The following is a 17,804-nucleotide window of genomic DNA, read 5'->3' on the forward strand; positions in this document are numbered from 1 at the left end:
AAATACCTAAAAGGTTGTATCTAGTACCATTCGCTCAACACAAAACTATTGAGCCAAACCGCTTTTCCGTCCAGACCTTTAAAAACAAAACGCACCTTGTTTTTACCATCTGATTCAAAATGGATGTCGGTAGGATGAAATGGTGTAGTCTGCATATTTTCACCTTCGGTAACTATTATATTCCCTTGGGTTGAGGAACCCTTTGTATCGTTTATAGTAACGCTAAGCTCTTTGGCGTACGGAATCTTATAGATTTTATAAGTTGACATTTTTTCTTGATTGGGATCCATACTATCCGTATTGGTCCTGGGAGCATGATGAACTGTATTCAACTTATATTTTCCCTTTTTCAATCCGGAAAATTCTAGGGTAAGTCCTTCTTTTGACATACCTAGGACACCTTCGCCATGTGCAAATCCGTATTTACCAATAACATTTATTTCACCCAACCAACGGGTTGAGCTAGGGTCTTCACTACTTTGAACAGTGGCGGAAAAACCTCCAAATTCTTTAAATTCTTTTGTAGAAGCTTTATTATCCTTGCCGTTCCAAGGCGTCCAATCAAACTGTACGAGTTGTTCCTCTTCGCCTAAATCAACCCGGAGCGTTTCAAAATCATATATGGGTTTGGCATTTGCGGCTATCACATCAAAGTTGGCCCTTACGGTCCCAACCGTTGCAGAGGCTGTTTTTAGTCCTTTGGCCTTAGCTGTTATGACTATATTTCCAGGCGTATTTCCAGCCCTAATCAGAACAGGTGACACCCCATATTCTGTGGGCATAGGGTTGGAGCCTATCCCTTCTTTGTCTCCAATAATTTCGGCATCTCCCCTTACCGAAAATTCAACGGACAGGGCGGCATCAGGAAGTAGGGTCCCGTTTTTATCCACAACTTTGGCGTAGGCTACCAAAATATCGGAACCATCTGCAACAAATTTTCGGCCTTCCGTATCCGGTTCCAGAATAAGCCTATAGGCCGCTTCTGGGGTCTGTTTGGTTTCAGTAACAACCACTTTGCCGTCAAGTAGGCCGTTTGCCGTAAGCTTTCCTTTTTGGAATTCGGAAATGGAAAATACGAAAGGGGCATGTTCTAAATATTTATACTTATCCGCTTTAGAAGGGTGTTGCGTTGTAATGGTTTTTCCATTTACTTTTAATTCTACTTTTTCCGAATTACTGAATACAACTACTTCTTTGGTACCTTCCTTCCATTCGGTATTAATATGTAGATAAGGATAATTGGTTAGTTCTGCAGGATACCAAGCCAAATTTTCTTCTGGACGCGGATAGCGAAAAGCGGTCATAAAACCACCTCGACTTCTATTTTTAGGGGTTTTGGTAGGGTGAAAAGTGTAGTAGGCGTGGGCGGTCCATGATATGAGTCCCAATTTCATAGGGTTGTTCATATATTCATTAACGGCCTCGGGACCACGGCGACCTTCCATTGCCAGCATAGGTTCATCACCACTCCAATAATAGGGGCCATATACCATTTGCCCGTAAATGTCCGTAAGACCGGAAGTTTGCCAACCTGTCCATCTACTACTTTGCGAAGCAGTGTATCTAAAAGGGTCTTCTTGTTTAATTACGTTATGGGCCCTTGGAACATAACCTCGGTGATTGATACCGGCTCCCCAAATAAAAACAGAGGTATGGTTTCTATGATTTCTGACCATGGCTCTAGCCGATTTTTCATAATTATCAAACCAAGCTTGGTTTCCTATAGACATCCATGTAGGGGCTTCTTCGTAGACCAACATTCCTAATTCATCACAGGCCTCGAGCAAAGAATTGTCATGCGGATAATGTGCGGTACGAACCACGTTCATTCCCAATTTTTTTAATTGAAGTATGTCTTTATAGTGCAATGAGTTGGGCATGGCATCACCTATAAAGCCATAGTGTTGGTGTAAATTGGTGCCAATGAGCTTTAAAGGCTTTCCGTTTAACACGATGCCGTCATGATCATTCATTTCAATTTTACGGAAACCTGTTTTAACTTCTGCCTGATCTACCGCTTTATCATCTTCAAAAACTAAAGTATGAACACGATACAAATTGGGCTCGTTAATAGACCAAAGTTTTAGATTATCTTCTATACTTCCTATAAGATTAAACTGAACGTCCGCTCCGCTAGGAATCGTTTTGATCTGCTTTAACTTTAGGACAACCAAACCTTTATCATCTATGACGCGGTTTAAAACAGTAGTCTTTTTAGGTTCCCCATTTTCATTGCGAACCGTAGTTTTTATGTTAATGGTGGCATTAAGGTTAACCGGGTCTACGGTTGGTGTGGTAATGTATTGACCTGCGTTTTCGGCCTCCCAATTAAAAGTAATGTGCAACGGATTGGTTTCTACCAAATACACATCACGATATAGACCGGCAAACTTAATATAGTCCATAGGCCCTGGGTCCGGAGGAACGTCTTCTCGTTTTCTATTATCGGCCAAAACGGTAACTAGATTTTTCTCTCCTCTATTTACAAAATCGGTAATATCAAAATGAAAAGGTGTGTATCCTCCAACGGCATGCTGACCAATGTGTTTGCCGTTTACCCAAACATCCGTTACTTGGTGGACGCCTTCAAACTCCAGAAATACTTTGGTGTTCGTATTTTTGGATACTTCTATTTCCTTTCGGTACCAACCTACTTTTCTCATGAATGTATCTTGGTACTTATCATCTTGTGCACCGTTGAGGTCCATGGTCGTAAGTTCCAACCCGTGAGGTACGTTAACCGTTTCCCATTTGGAATCGTCCGTTGCCAATGTATAGAAATCAGCTTCGGGGTCGCCCAAATGGAATTTCCATCCTTGGTTAATATTCAACTTGGAACGATCCGTTTTGGTAAATCCGTCCGGTAAACTCCTTTTTTGCCCCCAAGTTATAGCTGACATTAGTAAAATGCAGAGCGTTAGTTTAAATGTTCTCATAAGATAACAATGTTGTATTTTGAATTAAAGAGGATTTTATTCCTCGTTTTCCAGTTCTTCTATGGTCCAGTAATCCTCGCGATCTTTGTTTTCGTTCCGAACTTTACTAACCACCCAAGAGCCAATACCGTTAGAATCGTTCAAGTGCATTCTGATGTAAGTCAGTACACTAGCAATATAGTCATCGTCCTGTTGTTTCATGCCCGCCATAACACCGGAATACTCTTTGCCATCAACCGGCCCTGTTAGTCCATTAAGAAGTATTTTTACGGGGATATCCCATTTTTTAGCCGTTACTCGCGGAGAACCCACCAATGAAGGGGCCATGCCCTCAATACCCGTTCCGTTAATACCATGGCAAGAAGCGCATAAGTTTTTGAAATGGGTATATCCGTTAACAATTCTATTTCGGGTATTGCTACTCTCAAGAACATATTGTTTTTTAATCTGTTCAATTTCTAAGGGAACCTCCTTTAAGCTTTCTTCACCAATACTTGCAATTGCTTCGTTGTTGGGGTTGGCAGCTATAATTTTGGAAATGGTTTCGTTGCCTTTTTTGTCTTTAGTAGACCGTAACGAAAGTACCAACTGCTGTAAGACCTCAGGATTTTTATCGCTTTTTAAAGTTTCAACAGCGTTAAGAACAGTCGTGTCACCAGATGCCAAAAATGGTTCGCTCAAACGTACCGCTGCCATGCGTACCCGGACATCTTCATCTTGCAAAGCATCCAAAACCAAAGTTTTATCAATAGCATCAAGACCGTCTAGCGTCCAAATGGCATGAAGCCTGCCCAAAGCATAATCCGTATCGCCAAACATTGAAGCTATAAAGGGATCTCCGCCAGTTGCAATATCCTTTAAATCTGAAACTATGGATTTGTCCTGTTTAAGTACCAGAAGTTTTTGGGCTGTAAGCCTATACCAACCGTTAGGATGATGCAAGTAATCTACTAGTTCATTAGAGGTTTTGTGTAATAGGTCTTCTTGTTTGGAAGGAGCTATTTCATCATGTACTATTCTATAGATTCTACCCTTCCCAATATTCTTGTCAAAACCTTTTCGCTCTACCACAGGACGTAAAAAGCTTCCTTTTCTTACCCAGTTTCCTTCTTGAATAATACCACGGTACATATCTACTACGTATAAGCAACCGTCAGGACCTGTTTGGGTATCTACAGGCCTAAAGTTGGTATCTGTGGATGCCAGGAATTCTGTTTCCCCGTAAGGGTTGGACAATACCTTTTTACCATTAACTATATTTACTTTTGCACGACGGATTAAACGTCCTACGGGCTCAGGAATAAAAAGGTCTCCGTACATGGGCAGTTTATCTCCCAAGAAGATAGATTGGCCACAACTGGCCGTAAAATGGTTTAAAGTGCCGTCTTCACGCAATCTTCTGAGGCCGCCCTGTACGTCTGGAGTTCCAATGATGGGCCACACTTTCTCAAAACCTTCTTCCCATTTCCCTTCCATTTCCAAGGTGCCGTAATAAGGATGTTGTTGGTAACCTAGAGCGGGAGTTTCCCCACCTGCGCTGGAATAATAAATTTGACCCACTTCATCCTGTGTCATACCCCATTGTCCGGAAGGCGCATCCCTTAACGTATCAATTTCCATTTCACCTTTGGTAAAACGGTAGCGTAAGGAACCGTTGGATAAATAAAGATAATTGTCCAAACCCCATATCATGGTAGCGGATTGGTGCTCCAGATTGGCATTGTCCCTTTTGTTGTTCTCAAGCACTAGCTTCTTTTCATCGGCTACGTTATCACCATCGGTATCCCTGTAACTATAAAGGCTACGGTTGTAAGTTTCACCAATAAGAACACGGTCATCCAAAGGGAGTATAATCCTGGGGAGAATTAGGCTGTCCACAAAAACAGTGCTTTTGTCCATTTTTCCATCACCATCAATATCCTCAAGAACCGAAACCCTGCTCCATGGCTCGTTTTCATCTGTACCGTCTATGTCTTGCATGTAGGTAATCATTTCAGCAACATAGAGTTTACCATCCGGACCCCAAGCAATTGTTACAGGTTCGTTGATCATAGGTTCACTAGCCACCAGCTCCATACGGTAACCTTCGGGTAAATGCATGGTTTTCATACTTTCTTCAGGAGACATAAAAACTACGGGTGGGTCTTTTACCAATTGGGGTTTGGTGTAAATAACGTCTGCATAAACAGGTTTCTCTTTTTTGCAACTGCCCAGGGTAATCAGAATAAAGGCCGAAATGGCAAAGAAAAAATTGCGTCTCATAAAATGGTTTTGAAACTGGTAAAGGAATTTGAACATGTCTTTTTTTGGTGTTTGTTTATTTGTTTGTTTTGGTCGAAATGATGTTTTAAAGGTATTGAGTTGTATAGAAATTGATCTATACTCGTTTTTTGTGCTTAAAAATCCTGCTTGACGTAAAATTAACCATAGCATTATGTTGAGTTTGATACAAATGGTCAGATGCCTATATCAAATGTGTTTTTTGATGGTAAGCGAGGTTGAACGACACATAATCTATCTTAAAACTCTTGACAGGACAGAGAAGTAAGGAAAGTACATTTTTCATTATCAATAGTGTTTTTACAGTTCTTTATTTCGTTGGATGAGTGGAACTTCCAATTTCTACTTCAGCTATTATGGCATTTTTACCGACCCACCTTAAAATTTCAATTTTGACATAACGGGCGTTGGATGCATTAAAAGCAATGCTTCTATATTTGGAGTTTTCAGGCCAAGAGTTTGTGGCAACTAACGTAAAGTTTTCATTATCAATGCTGGTATAGGTTTTACATTCCAAGATATTTCCTTTTGATAGGGCAGTTTCAGGAGCTGGTTTGCTCTTATGGTTGGGTACTAAAGTGATGATATCTATATTTAGAGGACTCCCCAAATCAAAAGTTAAAGTTTGGTTTGACGAAGTATTTGAACTCCAGTGTTTAAAATCGGTTTTGTATTGGGTAGCATCAATTAGATTGCTGGCTTCACCACTTGATGCGGTAGCTTTTACAATTGGCGCAGAGTAAATAAGATGTTTTTTTGAGGGAAGGTCTGCTCTACGTGTATTGGGAGACCATTTTTGTCCAATATCTTCTAAAAGAGTAATAAAGACAGAGTCTAAAAAACCTTCTCTGTTGGGCATACAATTGAGCATAAAATTACAGTTCCTGTGCTCTAAGGTTTCCAATTTTGAAACCAACTTTTCGGCACTTTCACTTTTTTTTATACCATTTGGAGTTTCAGGGCTCCAAAACCACCCGTTTCCTTTAAAACTACAATGACCCAATGCAGATGCCATTTGGTTATTTTCCTCTGGAAACGCACCAAACGGACCTTCAAAGTACGGAACGTCTAATTGGTAAGGGGCCTGTAAATGGGTATGGTCTGTTAATAGACATTTAGGCTGTAGTTTTCTGATCAATTCACGAATTTCTATGAAGGGTACTTCATGATGGCCCATACGCCAAAACCAGCCATCCACAACAAAATAGTCTATTTTACCATAATTGGTAAGCAGTTCGGTAATCTGGGTTTTTATAAAGTCTATCTCCTCTGTACCTATTTTACCTTTGTCTATGCCATGCGTACTGTCCCAAATAGAGTAATAGAGCCCAACCTTGAGCCCCTTTTTTCTGAAAGATTCAACATATTGCTTTACAATGTCCTTTTTGTAGGGAGTTGAACCAACGTCATAATCGGTTACTTGACTATCCCATAAACAAAAACCTTCATGGTGTTTTGTGGTAAGCAAACCAAATTTCATTTGAGCTGAAACAGCGGCATTGGCCCATTGGTCCGTATCTAATTTTTTTGGGTCAAAGGTAGATATGTCATAGTTAGCTTCTCCCCAACTGGCTCCATAAGACATGATGTTGTAACAAATGAACATGCCAAATCGCATATCAACAAAATCCTGTAATAATTCGCTATATGGTTTTGATGCTGTTTCCTGGGTTTGGGCCGTTACTTCTAGGCAGCAGAGTATAGCTAATATGGTCAAACGTATAATTCTCATTAAATAGCGTATTTATATATAATTTAAAACCGTTGTTGGATGTATCTTTTCTCTATATTGAAAAAGGATATCTAGTACTAGAAAAGTGTTGTTTCTCTATTATTGGATAGCTCTAGATAGGTTTCTTGCATTTTCTTTACACGATCTGCTTGCCCGGGTTCATTAATTAGGTTTTTGTTTTTCTTTTCTTTCAAGTTATCCTTCAAATCATATAACTCAATTGCTTTTAGTCCCTTTAGGTTTTTCTTACTGTCCGCAATCATGATTAATTTAAAATCACCTTCTCGAATCGCGTGAAAAGGACCCTTTACATCTTGTGACCTATGTATGAGGTACTTATGTAGTGGTTTAGTAGATTGTTTTTGAAAGATAGGAAGAAGATTAGCGGAATCTAGAATCTTGGTATTATCAAGGGGAATGTTTACAATTGCCGATAAGGTGGCAACCATATCCTGACCTACAATAGGCACATGGGATTCTGAATTTTTAGCTATCTTTCCGGGCCAAACTGCAATAAAAGGAACGCGATGCCCACCTTCATAGATGGATGCTTTTTTACCGGCTAACCCATTACTGGAATCATGACCTGCTCGCCTTAAGGCTTTATTTTTATTAAGACCACCGTTGTCTGAAGTAAACACGAACAGCGTATTTTTATATTTTCTGGATTTTTTTAGAGCTTTTATCATCATACCCACTTGAGCGTCTAGTTCAGCAATCATATCGCCGTGACTACCTAATGTGGAACCCATTATTTTTATTCCATCTAAAGTCTTGGCAGGAGTGTGGGGAACATGTACAGCTTGACTACAATAGTACATGAAAAATGGTTTTTCACTTTGTTTTTCAATATAGCCCACAGCTTTGTTGGCCAATATAGGCCCGGCTAAGGTAGGATTCCAGTTAGAGTCGCCAATGCCATCTCTATTGCGCTCTTTGTTATCTTCGCCATATTCAGTTTGTTCAAAAGGAATGTGTACCAGTTCTGAATCTGTTTTGAGTTTCATCCACTCCCCATTCTCATAATAGACGTAGGGTTTGTTTTGAATGCCCTGAGGGAGCTCAATAGAATAATTAAAATCAAATTTTTGGGCGCCTCCCTCGGTTTTGGAGTAATCATCAGGGGCACCGTTCCAAACACCTCCTAATCCCCATTTACCAAAAAACGCCGTATTATAACCCGCTTTTTTTGCAATACGAGATAGTGTGTTGGAATCGTTTATACCATCATTGCTTAACGGAGACCAAACACCCCAAGGACTGTTTGTGTTTCTATATGGGTAGTTTCCGGTCATCATGGAATATCGGGTAGGAGCACATAAAGAAGCAGGGGAATGGGCATCGGAAAAACGCATGCCATTTGCAATAAGTTCATCTATGTTAGGGGTGGGTACAAACGGTTCTTTACCCGTTCTTTCTTTGTGATAAAAACCGATATCACCTAGACCGATATCATCTGCCATGACAATTATAACATTGGGTTGTTCCTGAGCACTCAGTAGACTACTAAACCCAGCAAATAAAACTAGGAAGCATACTTTGTTTAAAAATGTAAATGATTTCATATGTGTTCTGATTTTATAGTATCAATTTTTTGAAATGTCTTAATCCTTATTGTTCGCTTGTAGAAAGTTTGGAATACGCTATTATCAGCTTGCCTTCTTTTGTTTTTCCAAGGAGTTTTCCGGCAAAATTGATAGCTGTAATTCCGTTTCCAGAGCCGTCAAATTCCACGACGAGATCTTTTCCTTTTTTCTTGGTTTTAGAAACTTTAGAACCTCTTCCAAAATCGACTTCCTCAGAAGCACCAAATCTCAAAGAAGCAAGGTCAATATCGTTTTGCGCGTCAAAACCTGCTTCTGAAAGTATTAGAATTTTAATTTTTTTTGTGGTTGAATCTACGTTCCTTTTATTCAGCATCTTAATGCGTTTATGTACAGTAAGGGGAACAATGATGTTTGTTGAACTGTGTTTGTCCTTAGCCAGATCATCTGCTTTTGGGACATCTATCACAGCAAGGGAAAGATGGGTGGCCCTGCCGTATTCATCTTGTAATATATGAGGGCGCTCTAGTTTGTACCAATGGGTTCGCGTACCATCTTCGTAGGAAGTATTGTCCGGAGTGTAGGCCGTACCGGGGTTGAATTTCCAATGGATGCCATCGGGTGAACGTAAATAAATTGCGCGATAATCCCAGAATGCATTGATTATCATATGATACTGTACGTCATCTTTCCAAAGTACGGGGTCTTCGTAATTACTATTTCTATATTTTTCAGGGATAATAGGGTTGTATCTGATCTGGTCGGTCAGTACGGTATAGGGGCCAAGCGGGTCGTCCGTGGCACTGCGCATCATTTCCCCGGCCTTTGTTACAAATAGAAACCGACCATCTTCTAATTGAACACCCGAAAGATTGCGATAGTAACGATACGATAGTTTTTCGTCTTCATTAGTGCTTTTCCAATCAACGGTCATGGTTCCCAAACGTTTCCATGGGCCGTTCATGGTTTTAGAGGAGAACAAGGTAGCTTCCCAGTTTACGAGGGAGTAGAGCATATATGTGCCGTCGTTCAACAATATTATATCAGGATTATGGCCCAATCCATTGTGAAAACCATAGGCCGTATCTTTTTTTACCTTGTAGGGTCCTGTTGGGGTTTCGGAGACCACATGGGCCACTGTTGAGTTGGGCCATTCCCAATGGCCTTTGGTTGCATTTGCCGGCCATCGGGTAACCAATATATGGTATTTTTGGTCTTGGTCTTTTACTGGTCTGCCTCCCCAATAGCTCCACTCTGGGTCTTCTATGCCGTTATCAGGGTCGCGTGGTAAAACGCTTTCTGCACCCCAAAGATTGCTTCGTAGTTCTTTGTGAATGGGCATCGGTAGAATAAGATCACTAAATGAGGTTCCAAATACTGCTTTTACTTTAGCGCTTACTTGTGGTGAAGCCTTACTTTTATTCCCGGAGTAATCATGAGCAAATACCACATAAGAGTTGTAGACATCTTTTTTTGGGGTAAAATCTACATACTCGGAACCTGTGAGGTCATGAGCAATCTGGCGTAGGTGATTTCCATTAGCATCCCCTCTATACACGGAGTAACTGGCCACATCGTCATCTATACTTTTGTTCCACTCCAGTTTAATTTCGGTTTCAAGGGCCTCAATTTTTAGTGTAGAAGGAGGGGCAGGGGCTTCATGGTCTATTTTTTTAAGAAGCACTTTGTTAGAGCCCGCAGATTCTGAAGTATCGAGGCGGGTTACAACATAGCTATATGCTATACCGTTAATAAGGTTTGTATCGGTAAAACTAAAATCAGCAGTCGTGGTCAGTTTTTTGTACGCTTCGCTTTTTCTTTTACTTCTGTATACCGAAAACTTGCTGTCTGAATTCGCTTTTTTATCCGTCCAATCCAAACGGATACCGTCGGCCACTATTTTTCCCGAAAGGCTAGGACCTTCTTTTTCGGGAGCTTTTACGCTAAGGTTGACATAATCTAGAAAAACTTTTACATCCTCACTGGAATAAAATACGACCCGAACACGGGGAGGTCCAGTCATTACGTCCTCTTGGGTTACGGTATAGGTGCCTGAAAAATGTTCTATGGTTTTGTCTGAACCTATGAGTTTTACTTTTTTGGCCAAGATCCGTTCCTGTTCACCAAAAAATAGATGTAATGAAAGAGAACCGTTACTTATATATTCCAAATCGGCCCCAAAGCTCCAGTTCAATTCATCGCCCACTTTTAGGTCTTGATAACCAGGGGTCGTGTTCAAAGGCTTGGAATCTATATAGGCATAATCGAAAGAGCTAAAATAGCGACCGGTGAAAAGGCCCATTGAGTGGCCTTCTTTTTGTGGTTCGTTGGAGGGTGTCCAGAATGGGGATTGTAATCCGAGGCGCCAAGAACCGGCCTGTATCAAATTAAAATCACCATCGTTTACATTGGGGTAGGGGGCGTTGTCCCCAAGGAGAACACTTTGTGCCGATAAACTCAAGTGGCAAAAAAGAAGCAATACAATTGATAGAAAAGTATATGCAGGGGTACTTTTTTCTTTTTTCCGATGGTGATTTAGATGTCTCATTTTCTGTGTTACTATATTAGTGTTCTATTACTTTTGAGCGAGAAAATTTAACGGCGCTCAATTTTTAGCACATAGGCAAAATTGCAGGGTTTTTGTTTCGGAAATTGAACAACAAGGCCTTCCACTTTCTGTTCCCATTTGATGCTTTCATTGCTTCCCAACATTGAAATATTTTTGATGTCTCCAGGATAGAGTTTCCCCTTGCTGCCTAATGTTCTAATGGTAATTTTTTCCCCTGGCCATTCCATACAGATAGCGTACAAATTTTTTCCGTTTTGGGTAAACCGAATATCTTTTGAAGTGTATTTAGGAATCAACTCCCCGTGGTTTTTTCCTTGTCCGTGATGGCCGGGATTGGTTACTTCCGTAGGTCCTTCGCCATAAAATATCCAGGGCATGGTGTTGTAGATGGCTTCTCCATTTATTTTCAACCAATCACCCATGGCATATAGTTCCTTTTTTGTTTCCTCTGGAAAACTACCATCGGCCTTAGGGGGTACGTTTAGAAGCATTCTACCATTCTTACTGGTCATGTCTATCAACATATCGATTAATGTGCCGGCCTCTTTTACTTTGTTCGCAGGATTGTAGAACCAAGGACTGGGCCATTCAAAGTGACGTTGCATATTGATGTCTGCCATCCATGGGTCATATTGCATTCCCAATAGGTTTCCGTCTTCAATATCACGAATTCCTATTCCTGGTGGAATATCATGAGTTTTATAAAATACTTCTACTTCTTTCCCTAATTTTAGCCCCTTGTTAAAATAATCACTGATCAATTTTTGCTGATAACTTTCGGGTACACTGATCAGTTCATTATCACCTTCCGGTAACAGGCGGCCACGGTCTGTGTACTTTTTTAATTCGCCTTTTACGGTTCCTCCAAATCCAGTATCAAACCAAATCATATCTGGTTCGTGTTTGTCAATAGCTTCAGAAATACGATCAAACCACGCCTGGAAAATGACCTCTGCTGTTCGGCCTTCATTGGCCGTAGCGTACATTGAGTTGTCTTCATAGGGGTTGAGGTAAATTGGATCTTCCTTTGATAGTTGGCCCCACATACGGCTCCAAAAATCACCCGTATGAAAAGATGATATTATAGGCATATTGCGTTTGCGTAGTTCTTTTGCCAGGCTTCCATAAATATCTACTTTAGGGCCTTTTTTTACGGAATTCCAATCGGTAATATCGCTATTCCAATTTACGATTCCGCTGCCGTGCCATGCTACTGGACCCCCAAATTGGGCACCCGCATCTTCCATTAAATCTACCCAATTTTTAGCATCGAATTTTTCGCCTTTCCAAGCTTCAATAGCTTCAAGAACGGTCATTTCTTGGTTTTTGGAGGCTACTTGTACGGTTTGCGGTCCCCAATGAAAATAGATTCCGAATTTCATTCCGTACAACCAATCTGGTGTGTTGTGTTTTTGCAATGAGGACCATTCTGCTTCGTAGGACAAAGCTGATAGTTCACTTTTATTGTTTGAGTTTTGGGCAAAACTTATTGCGGTTGTCACGATGAAAACATAGCAGAAAGCAAAAAGGGTTTTAAAGTGTTTCATTTTGGTTATTTTTTTGTTGTTATTGGGCCCAACCTTCTGTTACTCCGTTTAAGTAGCTTATGAACCAACCGCTGCCCCATCCGGCACACCAAAGCACATCTTTGTTATAGGGGTCGGGTTTAACGTCGACGATTTTGTCGGGTTGGCCCAGGCCCTTGTTGATTTTTTTCCAGCTTTTACCGCCATCCGTACTGAGGTAAATACCCGGATTCATGAATTTACCCGACATACTCACCTGTTGTCCCGCAGCACTGAGAACGATAAGTTTCGGGTCAAGGGGAGAGGTTTCGGCCTGCCAAACAAAGGGGGCCTTGAATATTTGTTGCCAAGTTTCGCCCTCGTCCGAACTCCGCCAAACCCCGCCTTCTTCATAAGTACCACTACGTTGTCCGGTAGAAATGAGTATATCCTTGGTATTCCGGTCTATGAATACATTGTTCACCGAATTTATGACGGATGGAATGGTCATCTTTTCCCAATTACTCCCTTTGTCCTTAGAAATATAGAGTCCCCCGTTTTTATCGTTCAGGGCGGCGTATAGGGTTTCCGGTTGATCAGGATGCATAATGATACGCCTAACACTTGCATTTTTATGAAAACCGGTATTACTCAATTCCCAAGTATGGCCTCCGTCAAAAGAACGATAGAAACCATAGCCGCCTTTGGTGAGTTTTTCAGGTTTTCCCCCGCCTATTTCAGAAATTTTTCGCGAGGTCGAGCAGAAATACATGGTATTGGGGTCATTCGGGTCGATCAATAGGGAGTTCTGCGGGGCCAGACCTTGCCAAGAGTTATTGTCGGCTTCAAAAATGGTAGCGATATTCGCCCAAGTTTTTCCGCCATCGGTAGTCTTGCGCAGTTTACCGCGGTGTTCTTGGCGCCAAGACAAAATGAAAATAGTTTTGGGGTCTTGCGGATGTACCGCTACGGTCGATATAGAGTGGGCCCCATGATTACCGCTATGGTCATGTACCTGTCCTTCAATTTGCTCAACGGCTACGGCCTGTTTGTCGGGCCACCCTTCTAAATCCGTAGTTTGCCACAATCCGTGTTCGCCGCTACAGAGCAATCTTCTGTTTTTAATACCCGTTTCTAAAAGCATAAACCTTCCTGGAAGATTACTGCCTCCTCGGCCGATCCATTTGTTACTGCCCGGTGAGGTCTCATAATCATCTATTTGCTGCCAGGTCATGCCTTTGTCCGTCGATCGTAGGGTTTGTTGGTCTATACCGATATAAAGGTTGCCATTAGGGGCTATTGACATCATTCGGTTACCGGAGGAACCCGCAGTACCGTCCATATAGGTCTTTAGGTGGGCAAACTCGATATTGGTTCCGGTAGGGTTGTTCCTGCTTTTCCAATAGTCCAGATCCTTGTTTCCTTTCCAATACGGACCGTATCGGGCACAGGTAATCCAAGTTTTTCCGCCATCTAAGCTTCGCCATACATCACCTGGACCGAAGGTAAAATCGTGTTTGCGATTGTAGCTTACATAGATTTCGTCTTTGTTCAAGGGGTTGACCACCAATCGATTGAAAACCGGAAGTGTTTTTGTGGGCAAGGTGGTGAACTTTTTCTTCGATTCCGACTTTGAGGTTCCGAACCAGTATCCCATGGTTTTATGGAAACGGTCTACTTCGGCATTGGAGTGGAGGGCGGTCATATCAAAATAGAGATTACCGGTAATGTCTTTCCAGCTCTTACCGCCGTCGGTACTTTTAAACACGCCTCCTTTTGCGCTTACCGTATTTCCTTTGTCTTCATAAACTGTTTGGTCTACCAAATACAGAACAAATTCATTGGTTCTTGGGTCGTAGTAGGAGGTCAGGTCACGGGGAAGGTTGTTGGGGAGTCCCTTACCGTCTTTTTTCCAAGAAAGTCCGCCATCGGTGCTGCGCATCAATCCGAAGTTGGTAGCCATAAGGATGTGTCGATTGTTCTTCGGGTTTACAATAATTTTTCCCACATCGGTCTTTTCGTGAAGGCCCTTAGTTATTTTTTTCCATGTTCGGCCTTTATCGGTAGACTTATAGATACAGCCATAGGCTGCGTATTTGAAGAAAATGCCGTTGGGGTTGGCGGCCGATCTGTGGTTGCTCTTTACGTTCCAAAAATCACCTGCGCCCGCATACCAGATATTGTCGTCGGTCGGGTCTACGGCCAGTTCGCTCAAGCGCGTTCCCTCTTGTTCGTAATACCAGCCTTTTTCAAATGATTTGGGGTCGTTGGGGTCTATGTTCACGTCTTTATGGCTTCCGCCCAATTCCGTGGTCTTTTTCCAGCTTCGGCCCCGGTCAAGGGTTTCAAAGACCCAACCGTTCCAATCGATGGCCATACCGTAGTCGGGGTTTTGCAGGGAGAATTCAATATCCAGGACCCGTTTCATATCGTGGCCCAATCCATCGTGATCTTTTAGCGAATGCCAAGATTTTCCGTTGTCCCATGTTCCGTAACTCACATGCATATCGGGCCCCATGAACATCACATTGGCATCGGTGGGGTGGTTCCAGAATTCTTCGCAATAGCCCGACATTCCCGGACCGAAATTCTTCCATTCAATGGAAGGGTCCGATGCTACTTTCTCCGTTTTGATCTGTTGAAAAAAGTCTTTGGTCTGGGCTTGAAGTGCTGTAGTAAGACATCCCAATACTAGAAATAAAGTCGTTTTTTTCATAGTTCAATGCTCTAATTTGTAACTATTTATAGTTCTGTTATTTTTTAATCCATTCCAATTTATCGATACTCACCCCTCTGTAAGGCCATTCAACACTTGATATATACCATTGCCCATCTTCGCCCTGAAAAATCTCGGGGGCATGTGCCTTTAACACGGTAATTTCCTTTTCTTGGTCAACCCCAAAATCGGTCAGGTCATTCGACTGGTAGACGTAGGCTTTGTGGGTATAGGCGCCTTGAATATCCTTACCGTCCCATCCGCCTTCCCAAGCACAGACAAAGAGGTAAAAGCAATTGTCATGAAACAATAGACTGGGAGATTCAGGGTCGAATTGATTCGTCTTGAGGATGGTTTTGGGCTCGCTCCAGTGTATCAAATCCTTAGAAGTCGCCATACGGACACTTTTGATGGAACAGTAGGTCAGGTAATATGTGCCATTGTATAAAAGCAAATTAGGGTCGCGGGCACCATCCGGGTCCGAGAAGAGTTCTCCTTTTGGTTCCCAATCATATAGATTTTCGGAAACTGCCATGCGCATTGGGCTATGGCCGTAAACCATCTGAAATAAACCATCTTTTTTTATAATGTAAGGTGCATGGTTGGCAGCTATTTCTCCTGGGCGATCTTTTGGGGTCAATATTTTAGGGAGGTCATTATAGTGGTGCTCCTTTACTGTCTCTTTAAAATCTGTTGCTTCTGATACGGCATGAAAAGAACCATGCTCGCCTTCATGTATGCCTTTATTGAGTGGGATTGTTTCTACCAATGGATGGGTTATTCCAAAGATATGCCACTTGCCATCATTACCTTTTACAAAGGTGTGGTCGTTAGGAACCCATTCATTATACCATTTTCCTTCTTTTAGGTTAGGTGTGTCAGGTGCGAAAAAATAATCGCCATCAGGCATATAGATTCGTACATATTCATTGGCCTGTTGTGGCACTAATATATTCTCCTGAGCCCTAAGCCCCATGTGAAAGAGTAAAAAGTATACAGCTAAAAGTTGAAAGGTACTAGTTTTCATTTGGTATAGTGTTGGTGGTGGGTTGGTCTGTGAGCATATGCTCAAGTCATAATGTCTATTTTAGATTGATTACTAGGGTTTTATGTTGGTTTGTTATTTAAAGTGAAAGCGTTGTGTATGTGTTGAATAGCCTTGCCCGTTTTCAATATTTTGAGCGTGGTAATACGATTCCCCTATTGAAAACGAGCTTGGTTACTTTCTCATTTTTTAGCCGATTTATAGTTCTAGTTTTCCTTCAGCTTTTTAGTAGCGTTCATGGCACGTTCTCGCTGTTTGGCATTGAGTCCATGCTCTAACAAATACTCGAACTTTGGAGTATTGTGGTGCCGTTTCATTTGTTGATCATCAACATCTAAACTTAGGTCGCAATCAAAACGAACTAGAACCACATGATTCTTTTTCCAGTCGCGCGTAGGGTTGGCAAAATGTGAAATCCCCCAAGTAATTCCACGACCATATTTGGTATCTGTAAAGGCATCAGCAATAAAAGGACCACCGGCATCTGGCATCATTTCTACCATGGCGGCAATCTCAAAATTCACCCAATCTTCCGCATATTGTATGGTGTTCATTTCGTTACCGTCTCTAATTGCAAAAGCGGCTACCCCTTTTTTGAAAGGAAATAGGGTTGTCTCATGTCCTGAACTCATTACCGGGTTCAGTGGGTGTTTTTCAAAAGGACCTAAAGGGTCATCTGCTATGGCAAGCCCATGCATACGCACATTACCTTTGGTTTTCGTTTTACCAAAATCGGATTTATAATACAGATATATTTTTCCGTTATGAACTATAGGGTAGGGGTCATGAATGGAAAATTGGTCCCAAGAACCAGGAGCTCCGTTAGGTATAACTTCTTTGTTTAAAGGAGTCCAAGGACCATCAGGAGAATTGGCATAAGATACGGCAACGGGGCAATTGTCTCCACCACTTTTTCCCGGAGCTTCAGAAAACGCTTGATAATATAAATAGTATTTGCCTTTCCACTTTAAGATATCCGTAGTGGTAACGGAACGCCATCCTACTTGAGGTTTGGGAGGTCTAGGAACGGCAACACCTTGCTCTTCCCAAGTAAATCCATCTTTGGAGGTAGCGTAGAATATATCCGCCAAATCCCAATCTGCAGAGGGAATAGTGTCATTGGATTCCTCTACCCTTGGAATCCCTACCGGGGCCACAGGGGTTTCTCGGTGGGTGTACCAAATGTAATATTTACCATTTTCAAAAATTACCTTTGAGGGGTCTCTTCGTGATATGGTGCCATCATTACCATGATAATCAAAACCTTTAAGTTCTGTATATTTAAATTGGGTGTACAATTCGTTGGATTCGGGACGAGCCCCTAAGTAGTTATCATAGTTCCGTTCTAAAGCGGCACTCAAAGGTCTGTTGGGTTTCTCTTCTGGCAACTCATATGGAAATGCCTTTTCTTGGGCTTGGGCCATTGCAAAAGTGCTCAAACTTAATGCTAGTAAAATATACTGTTTCATACTACTGT

9 protein-coding genes are annotated in these 17,804 nt (G+C 41.7%); all 9 read right to left on the bottom strand.

Features of this window, described 5'->3' with window-relative positions; all coding sequences use genetic code 11:
* Positions 1-20: 20 nt before the first annotated feature.
* On the bottom strand, positions 21-2,936 hold the full coding sequence (locus Q4597_RS10355) for a sugar-binding domain-containing protein (protein WP_303406151.1): 2,916 nt from the start codon (positions 2,934-2,936) through the stop codon (positions 21-23).
* A gap of 36 nt (positions 2,937-2,972) precedes the next feature.
* Positions 2,973-5,198 carry a c-type cytochrome gene (locus Q4597_RS10360; protein WP_303406152.1) on the bottom strand — a complete coding sequence of 742 codons (2,226 nt, stop codon included), beginning with the start codon at positions 5,196-5,198 and terminating at the stop codon, positions 2,973-2,975.
* Between the two features lie 328 nt (positions 5,199-5,526).
* Positions 5,527-6,948, bottom strand: coding sequence for an alpha-L-fucosidase (locus Q4597_RS10365; protein WP_303406153.1), 1,422 nt, complete (start codon positions 6,946-6,948; stop codon positions 5,527-5,529).
* Between the two features lie 77 nt (positions 6,949-7,025).
* Positions 7,026-8,513: an arylsulfatase gene (locus Q4597_RS10370; RefSeq protein WP_303406154.1), complete on the bottom strand. Its 1,488-nt coding sequence runs from the start codon at positions 8,511-8,513 to the stop codon at positions 7,026-7,028.
* Positions 8,514-8,559: 46 nt separating this feature from the next.
* Positions 8,560-11,040, bottom strand: a complete 2,481-nt coding sequence (locus Q4597_RS10375) for a hypothetical protein (protein ID WP_303406155.1) — start codon at positions 11,038-11,040, stop codon at positions 8,560-8,562.
* A 47-nt stretch (positions 11,041-11,087) separates the two neighbouring features.
* Positions 11,088-12,608 (bottom strand): alpha-L-fucosidase, encoded by a 1,521-nt coding sequence (locus tag Q4597_RS10380; RefSeq protein ID WP_303406156.1) that lies wholly within the window; start codon positions 12,606-12,608, stop codon positions 11,088-11,090.
* A gap of 19 nt (positions 12,609-12,627) precedes the next feature.
* The gene (locus tag Q4597_RS10385; RefSeq protein ID WP_303406157.1) at positions 12,628-15,282 is read right to left on the bottom strand and encodes a VPS10 domain-containing protein; all 2,655 of its coding nucleotides are present in this window, start codon (positions 15,280-15,282) and stop codon (positions 12,628-12,630) included.
* A gap of 37 nt (positions 15,283-15,319) precedes the next feature.
* The gene (locus tag Q4597_RS10390; RefSeq protein ID WP_303406158.1) at positions 15,320-16,309 is read right to left on the bottom strand and encodes a family 43 glycosylhydrolase; all 990 of its coding nucleotides are present in this window, start codon (positions 16,307-16,309) and stop codon (positions 15,320-15,322) included.
* Positions 16,310-16,533: 224 nt separating this feature from the next.
* The gene (locus tag Q4597_RS10395; protein ID WP_303406159.1) at positions 16,534-17,796 is read right to left on the bottom strand and encodes a family 43 glycosylhydrolase; all 1,263 of its coding nucleotides are present in this window, start codon (positions 17,794-17,796) and stop codon (positions 16,534-16,536) included.
* Positions 17,797-17,804: the final 8 nt, after the last annotated feature.

It is taken from the genome of Zobellia sp. 1_MG-2023 (genome assembly GCF_030549125.1).
GTDB lineage: Bacteria > Bacteroidota > Bacteroidia > Flavobacteriales > Flavobacteriaceae > Zobellia > Zobellia russellii.

Excerpts from the sequence above, each read along its gene's own strand:
- Q4597_RS10355 (WP_303406151.1), bottom strand. The coding sequence starts at position 2,936 with ATGAGAACATTTAAACTAACGCTCTGCATTTTACTAATGTCAGCTATA.
- Q4597_RS10360 (WP_303406152.1), bottom strand. The coding sequence starts at position 5,198 with ATGAGACGCAATTTTTTCTTTGCCATTTCGGCCTTTATTCTGATTACC.
- Q4597_RS10365 (WP_303406153.1), bottom strand. The coding sequence starts at position 6,948 with ATGAGAATTATACGTTTGACCATATTAGCTATACTCTGCTGCCTAGAA.
- Q4597_RS10370 (WP_303406154.1), bottom strand. The coding sequence starts at position 8,513 with ATGAAATCATTTACATTTTTAAACAAAGTATGCTTCCTAGTTTTATTT.
- Q4597_RS10375 (WP_303406155.1), bottom strand. The coding sequence starts at position 11,040 with ATGAGACATCTAAATCACCATCGGAAAAAAGAAAAAAGTACCCCTGCA.
- Q4597_RS10380 (WP_303406156.1), bottom strand. The coding sequence starts at position 12,608 with ATGAAACACTTTAAAACCCTTTTTGCTTTCTGCTATGTTTTCATCGTG.
- Q4597_RS10385 (WP_303406157.1), bottom strand. The coding sequence starts at position 15,282 with ATGAAAAAAACGACTTTATTTCTAGTATTGGGATGTCTTACTACAGCA.
- Q4597_RS10390 (WP_303406158.1), bottom strand. The coding sequence starts at position 16,309 with ATGAAAACTAGTACCTTTCAACTTTTAGCTGTATACTTTTTACTCTTT.
- Q4597_RS10395 (WP_303406159.1), bottom strand. The coding sequence starts at position 17,796 with ATGAAACAGTATATTTTACTAGCATTAAGTTTGAGCACTTTTGCAATG.